This window comes from Chitinophaga sp. W2I13, assembly GCF_050434005.1.
Taxonomy (GTDB): domain Bacteria; phylum Bacteroidota; class Bacteroidia; order Chitinophagales; family Chitinophagaceae; genus Chitinophaga.
In genome coordinates this window covers 4,761,425-4,782,475 of record NZ_JBNPWD010000001.1, presented here as the reverse complement: position 1 = coordinate 4,782,475, position 21,051 = coordinate 4,761,425, and the positions used below count along the sequence as shown (strand labels likewise).

Below are 21,051 nucleotides of genomic sequence, written 5' to 3'. Positions count from 1 at the left end.
CCCTAATAATTAAACAACTGCTGGATCGGTATAATAAAATCAAACCGGTTCTGCGCATTGTCTACGGGGTCCTGGTCAAACAGGTGACTGAAACGCACGCCAAACGTAAAAGGCAGCGCATTACCTATGCGTGTATCAAAGAATAACTCGGTACCGGCAGAAGTATAACGGGTATTGATATCCACATTGTTACGGGAAAAATTAGCCATGCTGTAATCGTAAAACAAATTAGCCCGGATACGGTTGAAATACAGGATCTGCGCAAAGCCCCAGTCGGGATATACCAACGGCAGATGATAGTTTGCTCCCAGTTTATAAATACGCGTATACGACGGCGTATTATACCCTCTCGCATATACGAAATTATCCGTGAAAGTATAATTGAACGCATTATCGCGTTGCTGATAAGCGGCCTGCAATACCAGGTTATGATTCTGCCATAATCCCGGCAAATACTGATCCAGCCGCGCATACAGCTGTTCGGCATACAAGCCCGACACAGAACTGTTATACTGCACCGCGAGATACTGCCCGAAATGTGTGTAAATGTTTTGTACTGCCTTGATCCGTTGGTTGTTAAAGATGATGGTGTTGGTCAGGAACTGCAGATCGTGTCCTTTGTACTTGCTGTCCAGGTAACGGTGACGGATATTGTAATTACTACCGAAAGATACACTGCGGCTGTAAAGTCCCGACGACAGGTTCAACGGGATACTGAAGCCCACATGCGCAGTGGCCTCATTCCAGTACACCCGTTGCCGGTTCTGATCCAGCCCATTACGGTTAATGGTATAGTCGGCTCCTACTGATAATACCGGGAACCAGCCCCCGAAAGTAAAGCCTGCCGCGAAATCCGAGCTACCCTCATTCCGGTTGTACGTATAGCCGATACTGGTAGACGTAGTGCTCAATATATTTTCACCGATCAGTGAAATACTGTAATCCGGGTCATTAAAAGATGGTACCCAGCTGTGGAAGTTAAATGGACGGGTGAACTGCGGATACTTCTTCACCGGCAGGGAATCATGCGGCGCCAGCTCCAGGATATTACCACCTTCTTTAAAATGAGGCTGCAGCCAGGCGCTGCGCCCGTCTTTACTTACGTCGGCGGGTTCCCAGGCGGCTTTGTTCAACGCAGCGTGATACAGCTTGTATCCTTTCACGGTGAATTCACTGAAAACGAGACTGTCGCCTGCCGGATCTACTGCCATATGCAGCGCACTGTTCCCCCTGTCGGTGACTTCATACGTTTTTCTATCTGCTAACGTAATCGCATATACGTTGTTCACATCTTTCAGGCCACTGGTGAAATAAACCGTATCCCCGCTCACAACCGGTATACCCATTACAGTATAACTGAACGGCGTAAGCATGGTGCTTTCGCCCGTAGCGAGCGACTGCTCAACCAACGCCATCTCTCCCTTATTATTTCTTACCGCACTGATCACGGCCTGTTCACCGGCAGCAAAACGCGGATAGGTATAATACCAGTTTTCCGGGTTGGGCAACTGCTTCTCCACCAATGCTGTACGCGCATTGATCAACTGCAGGCTGTATTTCATTTCAGTGGTGGTAGCCACTGCTATTACCTTTTCTCCATTTTCACTGATATCCGGGGAGAAGAATTTCCCCTTCGGGGAAACAGTTTTCGTATGCCCGGTAGCGTTATCCCACACCCGGATCACGGAAAAATCCTTCCAGCCCCACCGCGCATCGAAACGGGCAGCAGCCCATACCACGCGGCCATTGCGGTAACTGAAAAAGTCATCGTATAAAATACCGGGACGTACCAGCAAACGTTCTTCGCCGGAAGCATTCAACCGGTAAATACCGGGCACTCTATTCCAGGCATTTTTTAATATCACCCATTCATTATTACCTGCACTGTATACATAGTTATAGTTGGTAACTGGTTTGGCAACCGGCAGCAAAGGCTGCGCCGGCGTGGTATCCGGCCGGGCGGCATAATTATTCCACAGCGGCTGGTATTCTTTCAGCACGGCATTATAAAAGCCGGTTACATTCATACCTGTTCTCTTCTTCAGGCTGTGCGACAATGGGTAAAACACACCGCGGAAACGAACGGCATCACTGGTCACGTTTCTCCAGAACGTGTGTCCGTAATGCTCCCGGCCATAACTGGTCATCATATATCCCAGCGGGTAATGATCCGGTACATAATCTACATAGGAACCATTACGGATTTTCATATAGGCGTAATGTTTACCCGCCAGCGAAAGGCCACGGAAGCCGTCAAAGAAACCCGGGAGCCGTCCCCTGCCCTGCGGCGTTAACGCAGTTTCCATTACCACGGCATCACCTTCCCAGAACCAGTTGGGTACTGCGATATTGGTTACCGCTGCTTGCCCCAGCTGCCCGCCAAGAATAGAAAACACTTTGGATACCCCCTGCCGGAAGTTCATGTTCTGCAATACGTGCCGGTACTCGTGCACAGCCAGCTGGTCTACCCAGTTAAGAGAGCCCAGATCGAGCGAGCTAGGAGGTGGTGTCAGGTAAAATTCAGAGCGAAAAGGGCCGAGTTGTACATATCCGTTAGATTGCAGCGTTTGATTCTGCAATACAATACTTACTTTTTTTTGAAGACTGCCAATAGAAGACCGGGTATAACGGTTAAGATAGTGAACCAGGTTGGCGACCCGCTCACCCTGCCCGGTCATCCCATGAGGGAAAATCACCCGCACTGTATCTGTGTTGATCTGTTGCCATTTCAGCGAAGGCGGATTACCTCCGAATTGCTGCGCCGATAAAGAAAGGGAAAAGGAAAGAAGAGTAATGGCAAGGATAACACGCATAAAAAATAACGAATTACGGATCTAAGCAGATGATGATAACGTATAAACGAATATATGGTTCTTTCCTTATATTATAACCGATATTCGCCGTAATCTGCTTTTAAATCTGTAATTCGTTACCTGGTATCTTTTAACACTCCGGCAGGCTGATAGGAATATTTACAGCCAGTCCTCCGTCGGAAGTTTCCTTATATTTTGAATTCATATCCTGTGCTGTTTCCCACATGGTTTTTACTACCGCGTCAAGGGAAACCTTTGCCAGCTCAGGATTGCTTTGCAGCGCCAGTTGAGATGCCGTAATCGCTTTGATGGCGCCCATTGTATTCCGTTCTATACAAGGTATCTGTACCAATCCGCCAATAGGATCGCAGGTGAGGCCCAGGTGATGTTCCATCGCTATCTCCGCCGCCATCAGTACCTGGCGCTGGGAACCTCCCATGCACTCGGTAAGCGCTGCCGCCGCCATGGCAGAAGATACACCTATCTCTGCCTGGCATCCGCCCATGGCTGCCGAAATGGTGGAGCGCTTTTTAAAGATGCTGCCTATTTCAGAAGCCGTAAGCAGGAACTGCTGGATCTTTTCTTCCTGGAAACCATCACAGAAAGCAATGAAATATTGTAAAACTGCCGGAATAACGCCTGCAGCGCCATTGGTAGGCGCCGTTACTACTCTTCCGAACGATGCATTTTCTTCGTTTACGGCCAGCGCAAAACAGCTAACCCAATCGAGCGTATAGCTGAAATGCTCTCCACCCGCCCTGATGGCGTCAATCCAGGAGGCATAGTCAGTATAGGTACGGCCCTTTAATAATTTTTTGTTGAGTACTGCCGCACGGCGGCCAACTTTCAGTCCGCCGGGTAACTCCCCACCGGTATGACAGCCACGGAAGGTACATTCCTGCATCACGCGCCAGATGTTCAACAGCCCTTGCCGGGTTTGTTCTTCCGAACGCCAGGCGTGTTCATTTTCCATCACCAGTTCAGAAATGCTGTACCCGGTTTTAATGCACCACTGCAGCAGCTGGCGGGCAGTATCTATCGGGAAGGGCAGATCCACCTGCTGGGCGCCACCGCCTGCATCCCCCTCCTGCACTACAAAACCACCACCAATGGAATACCAGGTGGAAGCCAGCTGTTCACCATCCATCAGGGTAACCAGGAAAGTAAGGGCATTGGGGTGAAACGGCAGGGATTCTTCAAAGAGGAAGTCAATATCTTCAACGGGATCAAAATCTATTTCATACTTACCCGCTATCTTCATCCGGCGGCTGCGGCGGATATCATCCATTTTAGGATTGATCTGGTTCACGTCAAAAGTTACCGGATCATCCCCGCAGAGGCCCAGTTGTACCGCAATGTCGGTGCCATGCCCGTGACCTGTTTTGGCAAGAGAGCCATATAATAATACCTGTACTTTATTAACGGCCGCCAGTTTGCCAGCCTGCTCCAACTGATCCAGGAAACGCAATGCTGCGCGCCACGGGCCTAAGGTATGGGAACTGGAAGGGCCAACGCCTATCTTAAAAATGTCAAATACGGAAATACATTCGTGTGCCACTAATTTTTTATTTATCTGTAAAATTAACGGAAAGCGGGGGAATAATACAAATGGAAAAGCGGTACCGGCAGAACCGGTACCGCTTCACGTTATTTCTTTCTCCATTATTTATTCACATAATCTTTCAGCTTCACGTTGAATACCAGTACTGAATTCGCCGGGATTTTAGAATAGGCCGTCGGGCCGTAAGCATAAATAGAAGGAATAATCAGGTTGATTTCTCCACCCTTCCGGATTTTAGGAATCCCGATCGTCCATCCGGTGATCACTTTATCAAGGTCAAACCTGGCGCTGTCGCTGCTGTCAAAAACCGTTTTATCCAGCAACTGGCCTTTGTAGGATACCCATACATTTGCAGCGGCATTAACAGAATCGCCGGTTCCTTTTGTTATAATCTGGTAAAAAAGGCCACGGGGATCATGTTGCACATTGGTGAGATTATTGGCGGCGATATACGCTACAATTTTTGCGGAGTCAGCATCATATTGTGCAATAGCGTTATAGGCAGGTGCATCATCTTTTTTTGAACAGGCGGCAAGCACTAACAGGAATAATCCTCCCAACAGAAAAACTTTCTTCATACAGTTACGGTTTCAGTTTTAGTATAATTAAAAGGTGAAAATACAATTGGTATAAGATAATACATCTACCGGATACTTACCAGTTCCAGGTCAGAAATAAGAATGGCGTTGGGCGGGATAACACCGTTAACGCCCACAGAGCCATAGGCGAGGGCGGATGGGATATACAACCTGATCTTTCCTCCCTGGGAAATCTTCTGCAGCCCTATCTGCCAGCCAGGAATATGGTTCTTAAGCATCCTGTGATCGAAATCGGTGGGCCCTACGGAGGTACCTACTACTTCGCCCGTAATTAAATAATTGGTATAAATAACGGTGGGGATGGAGGTTGCTTTCACGAAATGGGTACTGTCTCCCGGAGCGTCTACCCGGTAATAAAGTCCCGAAACGTCCCGGATCGCGGTTTCATTATGCTCGTGCAGGTATTGCTGGATGGCATTTTCTGTGACTCCACCCATCCTGAGTTCCTCCGAGCTGCTGTTCTTTGAACAGGCGCCCAGTATCAAAAGCAGGCTTGCGCAAATTATTTTTACAACTGTATTCATCCGCTGCTGTTTACTATCTCGTTATTAAACGGAAATCTTATGATAAAGTTACAGCGGAAAGGTGATCCGCATAAAAAAACTCCTGCAAGACCTTGCCTGCAGGAGTTTTTATGATTATTCTTGATATTAGTAGTCCATGCCCATACCGTGGCCACCACCGCCCATAGCAGGAGCAGCAGATTTAGGTTCCGGTTTGTCTGCGATTACACATTCGGTAGTCAGCAGCATAGAAGCGATAGACGCAGCATTTTCCAGTGCAATACGGGTAACTTTAGTTGGATCGATAACACCGGCAGCCAGTAAGTTTTCGAAAACTTCTGTACGTGCGTTGAAACCGAAATCAGCTTTACCTTCTTTCACTTTCTGTACTACGATAGAACCTTCGATACCTGCGTTGGCAGTGATCTGACGTAATGGTTCTTCGATAGCGCGTTTAACGATGGCAATACCGGTCTGCTCGTCGTTGTTAGCACCTTTCAGTGAATCCAGGGCTTCGATAGCGCGGATGTAAGCAACACCACCACCAGGAACGATACCTTCTTCAACGGCAGCGCGGGTAGCGTGTAATGCGTCGTCTACGCGATCTTTCTTTTCTTTCATTTCTACTTCAGTAGCAGCACCAACGTACAGTACAGCCACACCACCACTTAATTTAGCCAGGCGTTCCTGTAATTTTTCGCGGTCGTAGTCAGAAGTAGTTACTTCGATCTGCGCTTTGATCTGTCCGATACGGGACTGGATCGCTTCTTTTTCGCCTTTACCACCTACAACAGTAGTATTGTCTTTATCGATAGTGATAGATTCTGCTTTACCGAGGTAAGTCAGGTCAGCATTTTCCAGTTTGTAACCTTGTTCTTCGCTGATAACGATACCACCGGTGAGGGTAGCGATGTCCTGCAGCATATCCTTTCTTCTGTCGCCAAAGCCAGGAGCTTTAACAGCAGCAACTTTCAGGGTACCACGCAGTTTGTTTACCACCAGGGTAGCCAGTGCTTCACCTTCCAGATCTTCGGAAATGATTACCAGCGGAGCGCCCTGCTGAGCAACTTTTTCCAGGATGTGCAGGATATCCTTCATAGTGCTGATCTTTTTATCGTAGATCAGGATATAAGGGTTAGCCAGTTCAGCCTGCATTTTTTCGCTGTTGGTAATGAAGTAAGGAGACAGGTAACCACGGTCGAACTGCATACCTTCTACTACTTCAACAGTAGTGTCGGTACCTTTTGCTTCTTCTACAGTGATAACACCGTCTTTGGTTACTTTCTGCATTGCCTGGGCAATCAGTTTACCAATTTCGCTGTCGTTGTTGGCAGAGATGGAAGCAACCTGCTCGATCTTCTGTGTATCGTTACCAACTTTTTCGGACTGTTTTTTCAGGTTTTCAACAACCGCTTTCACAGCTTTGTCGATACCACGTTTCAGATCCATTGGGTTAGCACCGGCAGCTACGTTTTTCAAACCGTCGCCGATGATAGCCTGTGCCAGAACGGTAGCAGTAGTAGTACCATCACCTGCCAGATCAGCAGTTTTGGAAGCTACTTCCTTCACCATCTGCGCACCCATATTTTCGATTGCGTCTTCGAGTTCAATTTCTTTTGCAACGGTAACACCATCTTTAGTTACACCCGGAGCGCCGAATTTTTTCTCGATCACTACGTTACGGCCTTTAGGGCCCAGGGTTACTTTAACAGCATCAGCCAGGGTGTCAACGCCTTTCTTCATCTTGTTGCGGGCGTCTATATTGAAGAAAATTTGTTTTGCCATAATACTTTGAGATTTTTCTTTTAGGAATTAATTCATATCGCAGACAGCTCTTAAACGATCGCCAGGATATCAGATTCACGCATGATTAAGTAATCTTCGCCTTCGATAGGGAGTTCCTGACCAGAGTATTTACCATAGAGTACAGTATCACCTACCTTTACAGTGATCGGTTCATCTTTTTTACCAGGACCGGCAGCCACCACGGTGCCTCTCACAGGTTTTTCTTTTGCAGTATCGGGGATAATGATACCACCAGCTGTCTTCTCTTCTGCTGCTGCAGGTTTCACGATTACCCTGTCAGCTAAAGGTTTAATACTTAATTGTTTAGCCATAGTAGTTTTTATTTAAAAAAGATGTTTGTGATTGTTCCTTCCGTCCACGAGAATTGTGCCAAGGCGGTTTTCGGGTCAAATTTACAGGTCACGAAGGTATCGACTTGCTTCCATACTGACAAATCATGACAAACAACCCGAAAAAATGACAGCTAGGCGGATTTCGCGGATTTTGTCTTTCTCACTGATTCCCCTGATTATGCTGATTAAAAGGATATTATTTTTTTGCGAAGATTGTCTTTTGCCCTGATTCTCTTGATTTATTATTAACCAACCAGGGTATTTTTCCAGGAATAATAAGGCACATAAATACATCTTTCTAAAAATCATTAAAAAAAATCAAAAAAACAATTAATCAGTATAATCAGGGGAATCAGTGAGAAAGACAACCTCCGCTACAAGCTCCGCGACAAACTCCGCTTCGAATATGGAAATTTTTCTCTACTTTTGCGCCCTTATACCAGTTCTTTTTTATAAGATGATCAGTAGAAGAAATATCCGGGTAAAAGTAATGCAAACACTTTATGCCCTGGAAACGATGGAGCAAAGCAGTATTAAGCCAGGCACGGCCACCAGACTTTTAAACGAAAAGCTGGACCAAACCTGTCAGATCTTTACCTACTTACTTAACTCAGTGGTACAGGTAGCACAATACGCCGAAATTGATGCGCACGCCCGTGCTTCCAAACACTTACCCTCTGCCGAGGACCTGCAGGTGAACACCAAAATTGCAGGAAATGAGTTTATTTACCAGATAACCAGCGACAAAGGCTTCCAGGTAAACCTGGACCAATGGAAAATGAAGCTGCAAACAGATGATGATCTGCTCAGAAAGCTTTATAATCAATTGGTAGCCACAGATACCTACAAAGCCTACGCGGCGGAAGGTAGCCGCACTAAAGCCGGTGAAAAGGAAATACTGGAATTCATCTATAAAGAAATACTGGCGAAAAGCGAGCCGTTCCTTCAACATATGGAAGATACCTTCCTCCACTGGGGCGACGACGAAGAAATGATGGGCATTCTGATCAATAACTATTTCAATAAGCCGCATCTCTTCAATTTCCTGCAGCTGATCAGTAAAGAAAAACTGGATTATGCAAAGGAACTTCTGCTCACAGTAATCGACAAAAAGGAATACTGCCTCGAACTGATCAAGCCCAAATTACAAAACTGGGATTCTGAACGTATCGCTGCAGTAGATATGTTACTGATGGAAATGGGTGTATGCGAGTTTCTCTACTTCCCCACCATTCCTACCAAAGTAACTATCAACGAATATATAGACCTGGCGAAAGCCTATAGCACACCTCAGAGCGGCCAGTTTATCAACGGTATCCTGGATAACATTCTGAAAGACCTGGAAAAAGAACAGCTGGTACAGAAACAGGACCGTCCGAAAAAGTAAGTGGGAAAAGTTATTTTTACCGTAAAATAGCAATGCCATGAAAAAACTGTTCTGTTTACTCGCCTGTGGAAGCCTGCTGATGGCGGCTTGTAACAATAGTGCAAAAAATAATACCGCTGCTGAGGCAGCCGGTAACGGACAAAAAATCGAAACTGGTCAATCCTCCGCACTCACCTTTGAAGAAAAGGTGCATAACTTTGGAGAAATTGTAGCAGGTGAAAAAGTAGAGTACTCCTTTAAATTCACCAATACAGGCACCAGCCCGCTGCTCATCGAAGATGCCATCTCCAGCTGCGGTTGTACCGTACCGGAATGGCCAAAAGAACCCATCAAACCCGGTCAGTCCGGTTACATGAAGGTTATTTTCGACAGCCACGGAAAATCAGGCTATACCGAGAAAGAAATTTCTGTTAAAATCAACAATAAAGACGGTTATGTGGTAGGACCTAAGATCCAATGCAATATCATTACCAAGTAGTCCGGACAAAACTATTAAATCAATTATAGAGATGAACATCCTGAACATTTTATTAATGGCGCCTCAGGGCGGTGCCCAAGGCGGTGGTAACTCCTGGGTTTCTTTCCTGTTTTTTGGCGGTATGATTGTCGTTATGTGGCTTTTCATGATTAGGCCTCAAACTAAAAAAGCAAAACTGCAGAAACAATTTATCGATAACCTGAAAGAAGGTGATAAAATCGTCACTATCGCCGGTATCCACGGTAAAGTGAAGAAAATGAACGACAACAACACCGTTCTGATGGAAGTTAGCCCAGGCACCAGCTTCACTATCGAACGCTCTGCTATCAGCATGGAATACACCACTGCTCAGCAAAAAGCAGCTGAAACTAAATAAGCATTACGAATCAGAGTAATTACTGTTTACGGAGTTACAGGCAGATGATTTTCGCGGATCTATTCCACGGCATCTGCCCGTAACTCCGTAATTCATATGGGTAATTCGTATTTTTTTATAAATTGGGGGCTATGTTAAAGATTGGAATCACCGGAGGCATTGGCTCCGGCAAAAGCACCGTTAGTAGAATATTCGAATTATTGGGCGTTCCCGTGTACTACGCGGACGACCGGGCCAAAGATATTATGGTCCGCGACCCCGAACTGGCTGCACAGGTAAAACACCACTTCGGCGAAGAAATGTACGATGCCCACGGCGCCTTAAACCGCAAACTCCTCGGAAATATCGTTTTCAACGACAAAGACAAGCTCGCTCTCCTCAACTCCCTCGTACACCCGGCCACCATACGGGATTCCGACAACTGGGCCCAACAACAACACACCCCCTACGTACTGAAAGAGGCCGCTCTCCTCTTTGAAACAGAATCCTTTCACCACCTCGATCAGGTAATCGCCGTTTTCGCCCCCCAGCCACTGCGCATACACCGCGTCATGAAACGCGACAACGTAACCCGCAATGAAGTACTGGCACGTATGTACAAGCAAATTGACGAAACCATCAAAATGCGCCTCAGCGACCACGTGATCTATAACGATGAGCAGCATATGGTGATTCCGCAGGTACTCGACCTCCATAAAAAGTTCCTGGAACTGGCCACAGCAAAGTAATTGCGCTTCAAGTCCACCTCAAAGGCGTACATACCCCCGGTTTATACCATGTTTAAAGCGTCTTTGCGTTAACTACACCCACCACTTACCTCGGGTATACCAGCAGGCAAAACCGCCCCTGGTTTTCCCTAACTTTGAAAAAAATACGGATAATGGATAACGTGAACAGGTCTCCCATTCAACTTACGGCCAGTGCTGCTGAAGTAGTGAAACAATTGTTACAGGGGAATACAGAAGCCCCCTACCTGCGGGTAGGCGTAAAAGGCGGAGGTTGTTCCGGTGTTGCCTATATGCTCGGCTTCGATGCCCGCATGGAAGACGACGACCTCTTTGAGATATCCGGCATCCCTGTGATCATGAAAAAAGCACATGGCATGTACCTCATGGGCATGGAAATAGACTACCAGCAGGGAAGCGAAGCCGCCGGGTTTGTATTCAGGCAGCCGGCCAGCTGATAAATATCTCCCAAAAAGATACTGCATAAAAAAACCTCCTGGCAAGCCAGGAGGTTTTTATTTATCAAACATTATTTCAGTTAGATCTTACTTATTTGGCAGCAGGAGCCGTTTTCTTGGCCACCACTTCCACTGACTCACCTTCATTGGCCAGCTGATTCTTCTTGTCGAAGTCAACCAGTACTGGTGCCGCAACGAAGATAGAAGAGTAAGTACCGGTGATCACACCAATCAGCATCGCGAAAGCGAAACCACGGGTAACTTCACCACCAAATACAAACAGGATCAGGATGGTCAGGAATACGGTCAGCGACGTCATAATGGTACGGCTCAGGGTATCGTTGATCGCTTTATTGATCACGGTATCCCTGTCGCGGCCATGAGCGCCGGTCCTGAAGTACTCACGGATACGGTCAAACACAATCACGGTATCGTTCATGGAGAAACCAATCACCGTCAGGATCGCAGCAATAAAGTGCTGGTCAATTTCCAGTGTAAACGGTACAAAGGATCTGCACCAGGAGAATACTGCCAGCGTAACCAGTACGTCGTGCAGCAAAGAGAAGATAGTACCGATAGAGTACTGCCACTTGCTGAAACGTAACAGGATGTACAGGAAGATCACTACAATAGACAGGATCGTTGCCTTCACCGCACCTGCACGCAGGTCATCGGAAATGGTAGGCGATACTGTTTGCGAACCTACAATGTAACGGGAGGTAAATACGTCAGGCGTTACGGAAGCGTCATAGAACTTCTTCAGGCCATTATATAACTTATCAGCCACTTCTTTATCAACCGCCAGGCTCTGCTGCTCAATTTTGTAAGCAGTAGTGATGCTCAGCTGGTTGGTGCTGCCGATAGTTTTAACGAATACTTCTGAGTCAAATTCTTTCTTCAGCACATCTGCCACTTCTTCGCGGTTCATCGGGTGCTCAAAGCGAACAGTATAACTGCGGCCGCCGGAGAAATCGATACCGTGGTCGAAGCCATGGAAGAAGGAAGAAACACCTGCCACCATTACAAAGGCGGAGATGATATAAGCATATTTACGTTTGCCTACGAAATCAAAAGCGGCATGTTTGAATACCTTACGGGAAATAGGTGTGAAGTATTCAAAATGTCTTTTTCTCTTCATCCAGAAATCAGTTACCATACGGGAAACCAGGATACCGCAGAACAGGGACAGGAACAAACCTATGATCTGTGTGGTGGCGAAGCCCAGTACCGGACCTAAACCGAAGTAGAACAGGATGAAGGCGGTGAGCAGGGAGGTAACGTGACCATCGAGTACAGGTGCATAAGAGCGTTTGTAGCCCTCCGCCACGGCATCGTGGTAAGATTTACCATGCGTCAGCTCGTCCTTGATCCTTTCAAAGATGATTACGTTGGTATCTACCGCCATACCGATGGTGAGTACCATACCGGCAATACCGGCCATTGTTAACGTAGCACCCATAGAAGCCAGGATACCAAAGGTAAACAGCAGGTTCAGTACCAGTGCAATGTTAGCTACCCAGCCGGCTGAGTTGTAGTACACCAGCATGAGTACGAAGATGATTCCGAAGGAGATCATAAAGGATTTCGCACCGGCGGCAATAGATTCAGCGCCGAGGGTTGGTCCTACGATCTGTTCCTGTACAATTTGTGCAGGAGCCGGCATCTTACCGGATTTCAGGATGTTGGCGAGGTCATTCGCTTCTTCAATGGTAAAGCTACCACTGATAGAGGAACGGCCACCGGCAATTTCACCCTGTATAGAAGGGGCAGAGTAAACGATGTTATCGAGCACTACTGCTACATAATTAAAGGTAGCGGGATCTTTTGGATTAGTAGGAGCCAGTTCACCGGTCAGTTTTTTCCACTGGTGGGCGCCTTCATTATCCATGGTCATGCTGATTTCCGGCTGGTTGTTCTGGTCCATGTCCTGACGGGCATCAACGATGCTTGCGCCACCAACACGGGGTTCAGGGCTGGCCGGGTTCACTTTCAGCGCATATACCGCTAAAGGTCCGTGTTTATCTTCTTTATTTTCAGCACCAAACGCAAATACCAGGTCTTTCGGCAGGATCGACTTTACAGCCGGCAGTTCCATGTAACGGTTGAAAGTAGCGGTATCTTTTGGTAAAATCCTTCCAATAGACGGACCCGGATAAACTGAGCCGGATTGTGGATCTACGTTAGGGAATAATACCATGAACAGCGGGTTCTGCGCCTGTTGTTCTTTCAGCTGCAGTTCTTTGCTGGCATTTTTGCTGGTATCTTTTTTAGACAGATAATCTGTCAGGCTGGCATCTTTACCGGTATCCTTCGCAGCAGCGGTGGTAGCAGCAGCAGCTGAATCCGGTGTAGCGGCAGGAGCAGCGGTAACTGCGGCCTTAGCATTTCTTACAGCATCGTTCACCGGGGATAATACATTCTGGATAAACTCCGGAGAGTTCTTGTATACTTCCCTGAATTCCAGGTTGGCAGTTGCCTGCAGGTATTTGTGTACACGGGCGGCGTTATCAACACCGGCGAGTTCCACGGAGATCAGTCCTTTATTTTCATCCAGGCTGATATTAGGTTGTGCCACACCAAATTTATCAATACGTTTTTGCAGTACGATATAGGTATTCTTAATGGCAACACGTGATTCCTTGCGGATCATGTCCAGCACCTGCTGATTGGAGGAATTGAAGGTGATGTCCTTCTGGTAGGCATTTGCAAAAATAGAAGCCAGTTTACCCTGTGGTGCTACCTCGGCGTATGCTTGTCCGAATAAAGTAACAAAATCGGCCTGGTTAGTTTTCTTCAGCTCATTTGCCCTTTCCAGCGCTTTGTTAAAAGCAGCATCCTTGGATTGACCGGATAATGCGCGGATAACATCTTCCACGCTTACTTCCAGTACTACGTTCATACCACCTACCAGGTCCAGACCGAGATTCAGTTCTTTCTCTTTGGCCTTGGTATAGGTGACATTCCATGGAAAGCCTGCAATTTTTGTGCTGCTGGTACTGTCCACAATCTCTTGTCTCCTCTGTTTAATAAACCCTTTGAGGGTATCTGAGTAGAAGCCCTGCAGTTCCGAACTGCCTGGATATTTCTTTTCAGGTGTAGGGTATTGCTTGGCCACATCGTTCTCGGCCTGCTGCTCTATCTTCTTCTCATAGTTCCGCACCAAAAACGTGAAGGACAATTGGTACAAAGAGATAAGGATCAGTGCGATGGCAAAAAATCTTACCAGTCCTTTAAGTTGCATACTGTTTGTTTCGGGTTTATAAAAAAAAATTTTAAGAGTTGCAAAGATAGAATTTAAATCGATATATTAAAGTCCTTGTTAAAAGACACGCAAAATCAATATGCGCTTGCCTTTGCAGGTTGGTTGGCACACTTTTTTTAAATCTGCAGCTCCCGGATTCTGGTCTTTTTAAATATATTCCTTTGCTTTACAATCCATAACAACGACAAATATATGCAAACCCAACATTATCCGGCAACAGATAATTTTCTGGAAGCTTTGCTGAAAAGTCAAAAAAGCCGGTTAGGCGCTGTGTTCAGCGATCCTTCCACTTACCGTTTACAGGTGATTTTTACCCGCATAGACCGGGACGGGCAGCAGCGGCCTCACTTCACAGACTATTATTATGGTGTGTCGCCGGATACCTACTTCTATCCCGCCTCCACGGTAAAACTGCCGGCAGTGGCACTGGCACTGGAAAAGCTGAACGATCTGCAGGTCCCCGGCCTCGATCGCGATACGCCTTTTTTTACAGCGCCGCTCCCGGATGTGAATACCGGCGTGCGCCACGACCATTCCGCGGCTTCCGGCCTCCCGTCTGTAGCCCATTATATAAAAAAAATATTCCTTATCAGCGACAACGACGCCTATAACCGCCTTTACGAGTTTATAGGGCAGGAACCTTTTAACCGCCGGTTATGGGAAATGGGATATTCCCAGGCCCAGATCCGCCACCGGGTGGGACTTCCCCTCTACGAGGAAGCCAACCGGCATACCAACGCCGTCAGCTTCCGCGAAGGGAACAGGATCCTTTACCAGCAACCCGCATGCTGCAGCAGCCTGGAGTTTTCCCCGCGGGAAGACTTTGCCGGGAACGCCTGGTACAATCACCTCGACCACCTCGAGCACCAACCCATGAACTTCTCCCACCGGAATAAACTGCCCCTCTCCGACCTGCATAATATCCTGCGCAGCATAATTTTTCCGGAAGCTGTAACAAATCGTCAACGTTTCCGTTTAACAGGGAAAGATTACCTTTTTTTGTACAGATGTATGTCCCAGCACCCGGAAGAATCAACAGATCCGGTGTATGATCCGGAACAATACTATCAGGCATATACCAGGTTTTTGCTTTTTGGAGGTGACCGGAACAGCCGGATACCTGAACACATCAGGATTTTCAACAAACCAGGATGGGCATACGGATTTCTGACCGATACAGCATATATTGTTGATTTTACCAGTAAAACAGAATTTCTGCTGTCTGCCAGTGTTTTTGTAAATACCACTGGTGTATTGGGAGATGATCAACCGGCTTTTGAAAAAACAGGCAAACCTTTTCTCAAAGCACTGGGAGAAATAATTTATGAATCGGAAGTCCAACGTAAAAAGAGCATTTTACCGGACCTGTCCCGTTTTGAACCAAACGATAAAAAAACAACCGATCAATAACACAATTTAAAAACTGAGAGCAAAATGCTAACCAAGAAAAATCGCGTATGGGCAGTTGTGGCCCTGTTGACAGGAATCATCGGATTATCTTCCTGCCTGAAGAACGATAACAATTACACACCACCAAGACCACAGGCACAGATTTCAATTCTGAACAGTTCCACCAGTATGATCGCAGGTACTTTCTTCGATAATGATCAGAAAGTAACTGAAACTGATTTCACTTATAATTTCTACGCCCGGTATGCCGTTTACGGAGGCCTGCACAAATTTGACCTGAAGAAGAAAGGAGGCGACAGCTTGCTGGTCACCACTACTTACAATTTCGACTCCACACAGTACTATACTTACCTGATCTGGGATAAAAGCCCCATGAGATCTGCTATTATCAAAACAGATCAATCCAACTACAGTCGCGATAAAATCGGTATCCGTTTCCTGAACCTGAGCGCAAACGCAGGCCCGGTAGATGTATTCATCGGTACTGAAAAAATCGACAGCAACCGCGTTTACTTTAACGGCGATGTATCTTCTGCCAGCGCTTTCAAACTGTTCAACAGCTTCAGCGTAAACAATGCCATCACCATTAAGGAAGCTGGCACTGGTACCGTACTTGCCACGGCAAGCAGCACTGATCTTCGTGTCGGCAGTTTCAACGCAGGTAACTTCTATACCATTTACATCGTAGGCGTTAAAGGCAGTACCGGTACCGACAAACTGGTTACCAACGCTATGTTCAGTTTATACTAACAATATTACATTGCTGTAAAAAGCAGTAACATAAAACGCAGAACGGGCCGGTTATCCGGCCCGTTCTGCGTTTGTACAGCAGCCGGGAATGATCTTTCCATGTATTATCTGGTTTTTTTCTGTACGTTTGTTCCGGTCAATTCAATGTAATGATATGAATCAACTAGCAGACAGGCTGTCACGGATTTCCGAGCCGCAAACAATTAAAATGGCTAAACTCGGCCGCGAGTTGAAAGCCCAGGGGATAGATATTGTGGACCTCAGCATCGGAGAACCGGACTTTGACACCCCGGCACACATCCGCGAAGCCGCCAAAAAAGCAATTGATGAAGGGTTTACACACTATACACCCGTGGCTGGCTATGCAGACGTAAGACAGGCAGTAGTACACAAATTAAAGAGAGATAACGGTCTTGACTATACGCCGGAGCAAATTGTAGTATCCACAGGCGCCAAGCAATGCCTGGCCAATGCAGTGCTCAGCATTGTAAACCCCGGCGATGAAGTGATCATCCCCACCCCTTACTGGGTTACCTATTCAGAACAGGTGAGCCTTTGCCAGGGTGAAGTGGTATTTGTTCCCTGCAGTATCGAAAGCAATTATAAAATTACACCGGAGCAACTCGAAGCAGCTATCACACCAAAAACAAAGCTGTTCATGTTCTCCTCTCCCTGTAATCCTACCGGTTCCGTATATTCCAAAAAAGAACTGGAAGGACTGGCTGCCGTATTCGCCAAACACCCGCAGATCTTCATCATCTCCGATGAAATATATGAATACATCAACTACGAAGGCAAACATGAAAGCATCGCGCAGTTCGGAGATCTGATCAACCGCACGGTCATCATCAACGGCCTGAGTAAAGGCTTTGCCATGACCGGCTGGCGTTTGGGCTACCTCGCCGCACCGCTGGATATTGCCAAAGCCTGTGATAAGATCCAGAGCCAGTTCACTTCGGCTACCTGCTCTATCACCCAGCGCGCCGCCATCACAGCCCTCACCGGTGAACTGACCACCGCCGTGGAAATGGTTGCTGAATTCAAAAAACGCCGCGCCTACATTCATGAAGCCCTGAAAACCATCCCCGGTTTAAAGGTAAATGACCCGGAAGGCGCATTTTATATGTTCCCGGATGTAAGCGCATTCTTCAACAAATCATTTGAAGACTCGCACATTAAAAACGCAGACGACCTTTGCATGTACCTCCTGCATAAAGCCCACGTGTCTACTGTTACCGGTGGCGCTTTCCAGCAACCCAACTGCATCCGCCTGTCTTATGCCACCGGAATGGACAAACTGGAGAAAGGAGTGGAAAGAATGAAAACCTGGCTGGGGAAACTCGCTTAACAAAACGATCATCTTTGTGATGAATATGATTACCGGCGGATGTTATAAAGTACACATCTCCCGGTAATCCTTTTTATTTTAAACCGGTACCCTACAATATATAAATATCTTTATATATATTTGTGCACATAAAGTAATATGATGGGCAGTCTTGACTTGAATACACTATTATACATCGCACTCGCAGTTGGAGCAGTGGCAATCGTATACCCAACGGTAAGAGATCTTTTTAAGAAGAATAAAACAGCAGATACCACAACTGACAGCAAAGAACAGCCGGTAAATGCTGCCGTGCTTCCCTTACAGCTGCAGGCCTACGAGAGAATGGCGCTTTATGTAGACCGCATCACGCCGCAAAGCCTGATAGGACGCACTTATCAGCCGGGCTTAACCGCCGTGGATATGCAGATTGCGATGGTACAGCAAATCAAGGCAGAATACGAACATAACGTTACCCAGCAGATCTATGTGTCGGCCATGACATGGGAAGCGGTGAAAACATTAAAGGAACAAACCATCTCCGTGATCAACCAGGTAGCCGTGCAACTGCCACCGGATGCACCCGCTATGGAACTGAACAAACAGATATTGGAGGTATTTTTACAGGCCGGCGAATCTCCTGCCGAACTCACTTCCCAGATCATTAATGCGGAAGCAAAAAGATTGATGCGGTAATCACTTCGCGTTAATCACCTCATTCAACAGGTAACTTTTTCCATTAAATAAGATATACAACGGCATTCCCTGATACCAGGGAATGCCGGCCTTTTTAGCATGCACCTGGATATGCAGGTGAGGTTCTGAGCTAAAGCCTGAATTGCCGACGCAGCCAAGCGGGTCGCCCCGCTTTACATACTGCCCTTCCCGTACCACCACGCTTCCCATTTTCAGGTGCGCCATAAACACGTAATACCCGGGCGTTTCCAGTAATACCTGGTTGGTGTTTTTAGGCCCGCGGTTCATGGCGGGTGGTATATTATCCGGGTTATTGCTGTACGCCCTCATCACCAGCCCGTCGCAAGGCGCATACACCGTGTCGCCGAAAATCACATAGTCTTCCAGCTTACGGGAAAATATTTTCCCTGCGCGCCCGCCATAGTTGTTCAGTTTCACGATATCCATCGCATAAACAGCCCCCCGCAGACTAAAGTGGAACACGTTGGTAGGTAACCCTTTACCGCCCTGCAACACAAAGTATTTACCCGGCTTAAACGGAAATGCCAGCGCTACCCGCGCTGGTTTACCGGTAGTACCGGTAAAGTACAGCACAGACATTACGACAAAAATAAAGGTAAGAATGCCATTGCTGACCTGTTTCCACCGCGGCGTAGGTTTAGCCGCATGATCGTGCTTACGCACTGCATAAGCGGCCATGTTCAGCAATAAAAGTCCGCCAAAAATATACTTGGCATAAATAGAAAGGTACACCCAGGTACCATATAAATACAGGAACCAGCCCAGCGAAAGCCCCAGCAGCAAATAGCTGTAGGTGGCTGTCAGCCGGCGGCTTCCTGCTTTCCAGACAAGATATAAACTATACAACGCCAGCGCGATCGTTGCGCCTAATAAACAGTAAATGATCATAGTATCCTGCCAAACTTTCACACAAAATATCAATATTTTTCTCAGCGGCGAAGTACCATAATAATTATGTAACATTGCAACGCTAGTTTTAGATACTATGGAAAAAACCATTCAAACCGATTCAGGCATTGTAATAGCACCGGTATACACACAGCCGGTGCCTATGGACGAGCAGCCCGGCGATTTTCCTTACACCCGTGGCATACACGCCACCATGTACCGCGATAAACTGTGGACCATGCGGCAATACGCGGGCTTCAGCACGGCGGAAGAATCGAATAAAAGGTATCATTACCTGCTGGGACAGGGCGTTATGGGACTGAGCGTGGCCTTCGACCTGCCTACACAAATTGGTTACGATTCGGATCATCCGATGTCGGAAGGTGAAGTGGGAAAAGTAGGCGTAGCCATAGATTCCCTGGAAGATATGGAAATACTGTTCAAAGATATTTCACTGGAGCAGATCTCCACCTCTATGACCATCAACGCCACCGGATTTATCCTGCTGGCTTTTTATATCGCGCTCGCCAAGCGGCAGGGCGCCGACCTGAAAAAGATTTCCGGCACCATCCAGAACGATATCCTGAAAGAATACGCTGCCAGGGGCACTTTCATTTATCCGCCAAAGCCCTCCATGCGGCTCATTACCGATATTTTTGCCTATTGCAGCAAAGAAGTGCCCAAGTGGAATACCATTTCTATTTCCGGTTATCATATCCGGGAAGCCGGCGCCAACGCTGTGCAGGAACTGGCTTTCACGCTGGCTAACGGGAAGGCCTATCTGAAAGCAGCACTGGACACGGGACTGGATATCAATGTATTTGCCAAGCGGTTGTCTTTCTTTTTTAATGCACATAATCACCTCTTTGAAGAAGTAGCCAAATTCCGCGCAGCACGCCGCATGTGGGCGCATATCACCCAATCGCTGGGCGCTACCGATCCGAAAGCACAGATGCTGCGGTTCCATACGCAAACAGGCGGCAGCACCCTCACCGCACAACAGCCACAGAATAATATTGTACGTGTAGCCATTCAAACGCTGGCCGCAACAATGGGCGGTACACAGTCACTGCACACCAACGGCTACGACGAGGCCTTGTCGTTACCCACCGAAGCAGCGGCACGCATCGCGCTCCGCACCCAACAGATTGTTGGCTACGAAAGCGGCGTGGCAGATACCGTAGATCCGCTGGCAGGTTCTTTTTATGTGGAAGCACTTACCAACGAAGTAGAAGCCAAAGCCTGGGAACTGATTCATAAAATTGATGCAATGGGTGGAGCTGTAAGCGCCATAGAACAGGGTTTCATCCAGGATGAAATAGCAAAGAGCGCATACAGGTACCAACAGGAAATTGAAAATAATGAGAAAATAATCATCGGTGTCAATAAATTTACAGCATCAGACCAGGTAACACCGGAAGTATTCCGCATCGACGACAGCATCCGTACCTTACAGTCGGAACGCCTGAAATCCTTACGGGAACGCCGCGATAATGCAGCCGTGCAAAACGCGCTGGCACAGATCCGGCTGGCTGCCGGCACCGATGAAAACCTGATGCCCCTTGTAGTAACCGCAGTGGAACACTTATGTACCCTCGGAGAAATTGCAGATGTACTGCGGGAAGTTTGGGGAGAGTATAAATAATTATATAAGCGTAT

18 protein-coding genes are annotated in these 21,051 nt (G+C 47.2%); 10 read left to right on the top strand and 8 right to left on the bottom strand.

What is annotated here, in order from left to right:
* Positions 1–2: 2 nt before the first annotated feature.
* The 6 genes from QFZ48_RS19715 to QFZ48_RS19690 form a co-directional block, all read right to left on the bottom strand.
* Positions 3–2,813 (bottom strand): hypothetical protein, encoded by a 2,811-nt coding sequence (locus QFZ48_RS19715; protein WP_429063315.1) that lies wholly within the window; start codon positions 2,811–2,813, stop codon positions 3–5.
* Between the two features lie 130 nt (positions 2,814–2,943).
* Entirely contained in the window at positions 2,944–4,371 is a 1,428-nt protein-coding gene (locus QFZ48_RS19710; RefSeq protein ID WP_429050394.1) for an L-serine ammonia-lyase, read from the bottom strand.
* 104 nt (positions 4,372–4,475) lie between these two features.
* Positions 4,476–4,952 carry an FKBP-type peptidyl-prolyl cis-trans isomerase gene (locus QFZ48_RS19705; RefSeq protein ID WP_370907950.1) on the bottom strand — a complete coding sequence of 159 codons (477 nt, stop codon included), beginning with the start codon at positions 4,950–4,952 and terminating at the stop codon, positions 4,476–4,478.
* Positions 4,953–5,017: 65 nt separating this feature from the next.
* Positions 5,018–5,497 (bottom strand): FKBP-type peptidyl-prolyl cis-trans isomerase, encoded by a 480-nt coding sequence (locus QFZ48_RS19700; RefSeq protein ID WP_429050395.1) that lies wholly within the window; start codon positions 5,495–5,497, stop codon positions 5,018–5,020.
* A 126-nt stretch (positions 5,498–5,623) separates the two neighbouring features.
* Positions 5,624–7,261, bottom strand: a complete 1,638-nt coding sequence (gene groL, locus QFZ48_RS19695) for a chaperonin GroEL (protein WP_370907952.1) — start codon at positions 7,259–7,261, stop codon at positions 5,624–5,626.
* Positions 7,262–7,311: 50 nt separating this feature from the next.
* On the bottom strand, positions 7,312–7,593 hold the full coding sequence (locus QFZ48_RS19690) for a co-chaperone GroES (RefSeq protein ID WP_079473337.1): 282 nt from the start codon (positions 7,591–7,593) through the stop codon (positions 7,312–7,314).
* Between the two features lie 478 nt (positions 7,594–8,071).
* Here QFZ48_RS19690 and nusB point away from each other — a divergent pair, with 478 nt between their 5' ends.
* The 5 genes from nusB to QFZ48_RS19665 all read left to right on the top strand — a co-directional run bounded on the left by nusB (position 8,072) and on the right by QFZ48_RS19665 (position 11,038).
* Positions 8,072–9,001 carry a transcription antitermination factor NusB gene (gene nusB, locus QFZ48_RS19685; RefSeq protein ID WP_370907953.1) on the top strand — a complete coding sequence of 310 codons (930 nt, stop codon included), beginning with the start codon at positions 8,072–8,074 and terminating at the stop codon, positions 8,999–9,001.
* A 37-nt stretch (positions 9,002–9,038) separates the two neighbouring features.
* Positions 9,039–9,479, top strand: coding sequence for a DUF1573 domain-containing protein (locus tag QFZ48_RS19680; protein WP_370907954.1), 441 nt, complete (start codon positions 9,039–9,041; stop codon positions 9,477–9,479).
* 31 nt (positions 9,480–9,510) lie between these two features.
* The gene (gene yajC, locus QFZ48_RS19675) at positions 9,511–9,855 is read left to right on the top strand and encodes a preprotein translocase subunit YajC (RefSeq protein ID WP_079473333.1); all 345 of its coding nucleotides are present in this window, start codon (positions 9,511–9,513) and stop codon (positions 9,853–9,855) included.
* 131 nt (positions 9,856–9,986) lie between these two features.
* Positions 9,987–10,583: a dephospho-CoA kinase gene (coaE, locus tag QFZ48_RS19670; RefSeq protein ID WP_370907955.1), complete on the top strand. Its 597-nt coding sequence runs from the start codon at positions 9,987–9,989 to the stop codon at positions 10,581–10,583.
* Between the two features lie 152 nt (positions 10,584–10,735).
* A complete protein-coding gene (locus QFZ48_RS19665; protein WP_429050398.1) occupies positions 10,736–11,038 on the top strand; it encodes a HesB/IscA family protein in 303 nt (100 codons plus the stop codon).
* A 91-nt stretch (positions 11,039–11,129) separates the two neighbouring features.
* On the opposite strand, the gene secDF is transcribed toward QFZ48_RS19665, so the two are convergent.
* A complete protein-coding gene (gene secDF / locus QFZ48_RS19660; RefSeq protein ID WP_429050399.1) occupies positions 11,130–14,279 on the bottom strand; it encodes a protein translocase subunit SecDF in 3,150 nt (1,049 codons plus the stop codon).
* Positions 14,280–14,492: 213 nt separating this feature from the next.
* Between secDF and QFZ48_RS19655 the strand changes: the two genes are divergently transcribed.
* The 4 genes from QFZ48_RS19655 to QFZ48_RS19640 all read left to right on the top strand — a co-directional run bounded on the left by QFZ48_RS19655 (position 14,493) and on the right by QFZ48_RS19640 (position 18,483).
* On the top strand, positions 14,493–15,710 hold the full coding sequence (locus QFZ48_RS19655) for a serine hydrolase (protein ID WP_429063314.1): 1,218 nt from the start codon (positions 14,493–14,495) through the stop codon (positions 15,708–15,710).
* A 24-nt stretch (positions 15,711–15,734) separates the two neighbouring features.
* Positions 15,735–16,460: a DUF4397 domain-containing protein gene (locus tag QFZ48_RS19650; RefSeq protein WP_429050401.1), complete on the top strand. Its 726-nt coding sequence runs from the start codon at positions 15,735–15,737 to the stop codon at positions 16,458–16,460.
* A gap of 154 nt (positions 16,461–16,614) precedes the next feature.
* The gene (locus QFZ48_RS19645) at positions 16,615–17,808 is read left to right on the top strand and encodes a pyridoxal phosphate-dependent aminotransferase (protein ID WP_429050402.1); all 1,194 of its coding nucleotides are present in this window, start codon (positions 16,615–16,617) and stop codon (positions 17,806–17,808) included.
* A 138-nt stretch (positions 17,809–17,946) separates the two neighbouring features.
* Positions 17,947–18,483, top strand: a complete 537-nt coding sequence (locus tag QFZ48_RS19640) for a hypothetical protein (RefSeq protein ID WP_429063313.1) — start codon at positions 17,947–17,949, stop codon at positions 18,481–18,483.
* Here the strand turns inward: QFZ48_RS19640 and QFZ48_RS19635 are convergent, their stop codons facing one another.
* Positions 18,484–19,467 carry a M23 family metallopeptidase gene (locus tag QFZ48_RS19635; protein ID WP_429063312.1) on the bottom strand — a complete coding sequence of 328 codons (984 nt, stop codon included), beginning with the start codon at positions 19,465–19,467 and terminating at the stop codon, positions 18,484–18,486.
* Between the two features lie 22 nt (positions 19,468–19,489).
* Here QFZ48_RS19635 and QFZ48_RS19630 point away from each other — a divergent pair, with 22 nt between their 5' ends.
* On the top strand, positions 19,490–21,037 hold the full coding sequence (locus QFZ48_RS19630) for an acyl-CoA mutase large subunit family protein (RefSeq protein ID WP_429050405.1): 1,548 nt from the start codon (positions 19,490–19,492) through the stop codon (positions 21,035–21,037).
* Positions 21,038–21,051: the final 14 nt, after the last annotated feature.

Coding starts and splice junctions, on each gene's coding strand:
- QFZ48_RS19655 (WP_429063314.1), top strand. CDS start 14,493: ATGCAAACCCAACATTATCCGGCAACAGATAATTTTCTGGAAGCTTTG.
- QFZ48_RS19715 (WP_429063315.1), bottom strand. CDS start 2,813: ATGCGTGTTATCCTTGCCATTACTCTTCTTTCCTTTTCCCTTTCTTTA.
- QFZ48_RS19680 (WP_370907954.1), top strand. CDS start 9,039: ATGAAAAAACTGTTCTGTTTACTCGCCTGTGGAAGCCTGCTGATGGCG.
- yajC (WP_079473333.1), top strand. CDS start 9,511: ATGAACATCCTGAACATTTTATTAATGGCGCCTCAGGGCGGTGCCCAA.
- QFZ48_RS19690 (WP_079473337.1), bottom strand. CDS start 7,593: ATGGCTAAACAATTAAGTATTAAACCTTTAGCTGACAGGGTAATCGTG.
- groL (WP_370907952.1), bottom strand. CDS start 7,261: ATGGCAAAACAAATTTTCTTCAATATAGACGCCCGCAACAAGATGAAG.
- QFZ48_RS19640 (WP_429063313.1), top strand. CDS start 17,947: ATGATGGGCAGTCTTGACTTGAATACACTATTATACATCGCACTCGCA.
- secDF (WP_429050399.1), bottom strand. CDS start 14,279: ATGCAACTTAAAGGACTGGTAAGATTTTTTGCCATCGCACTGATCCTT.
- QFZ48_RS19700 (WP_429050395.1), bottom strand. CDS start 5,497: ATGAATACAGTTGTAAAAATAATTTGCGCAAGCCTGCTTTTGATACTG.
- QFZ48_RS19705 (WP_370907950.1), bottom strand. CDS start 4,952: ATGAAGAAAGTTTTTCTGTTGGGAGGATTATTCCTGTTAGTGCTTGCC.
- QFZ48_RS19665 (WP_429050398.1), top strand. CDS start 10,736: ATGGATAACGTGAACAGGTCTCCCATTCAACTTACGGCCAGTGCTGCT.
- QFZ48_RS19635 (WP_429063312.1), bottom strand. CDS start 19,467: ATGTTACATAATTATTATGGTACTTCGCCGCTGAGAAAAATATTGATA.
- coaE (WP_370907955.1), top strand. CDS start 9,987: ATGTTAAAGATTGGAATCACCGGAGGCATTGGCTCCGGCAAAAGCACC.
- QFZ48_RS19630 (WP_429050405.1), top strand. CDS start 19,490: ATGGAAAAAACCATTCAAACCGATTCAGGCATTGTAATAGCACCGGTA.
- QFZ48_RS19650 (WP_429050401.1), top strand. CDS start 15,735: ATGCTAACCAAGAAAAATCGCGTATGGGCAGTTGTGGCCCTGTTGACA.
- nusB (WP_370907953.1), top strand. CDS start 8,072: ATGATCAGTAGAAGAAATATCCGGGTAAAAGTAATGCAAACACTTTAT.
- QFZ48_RS19645 (WP_429050402.1), top strand. CDS start 16,615: ATGAATCAACTAGCAGACAGGCTGTCACGGATTTCCGAGCCGCAAACA.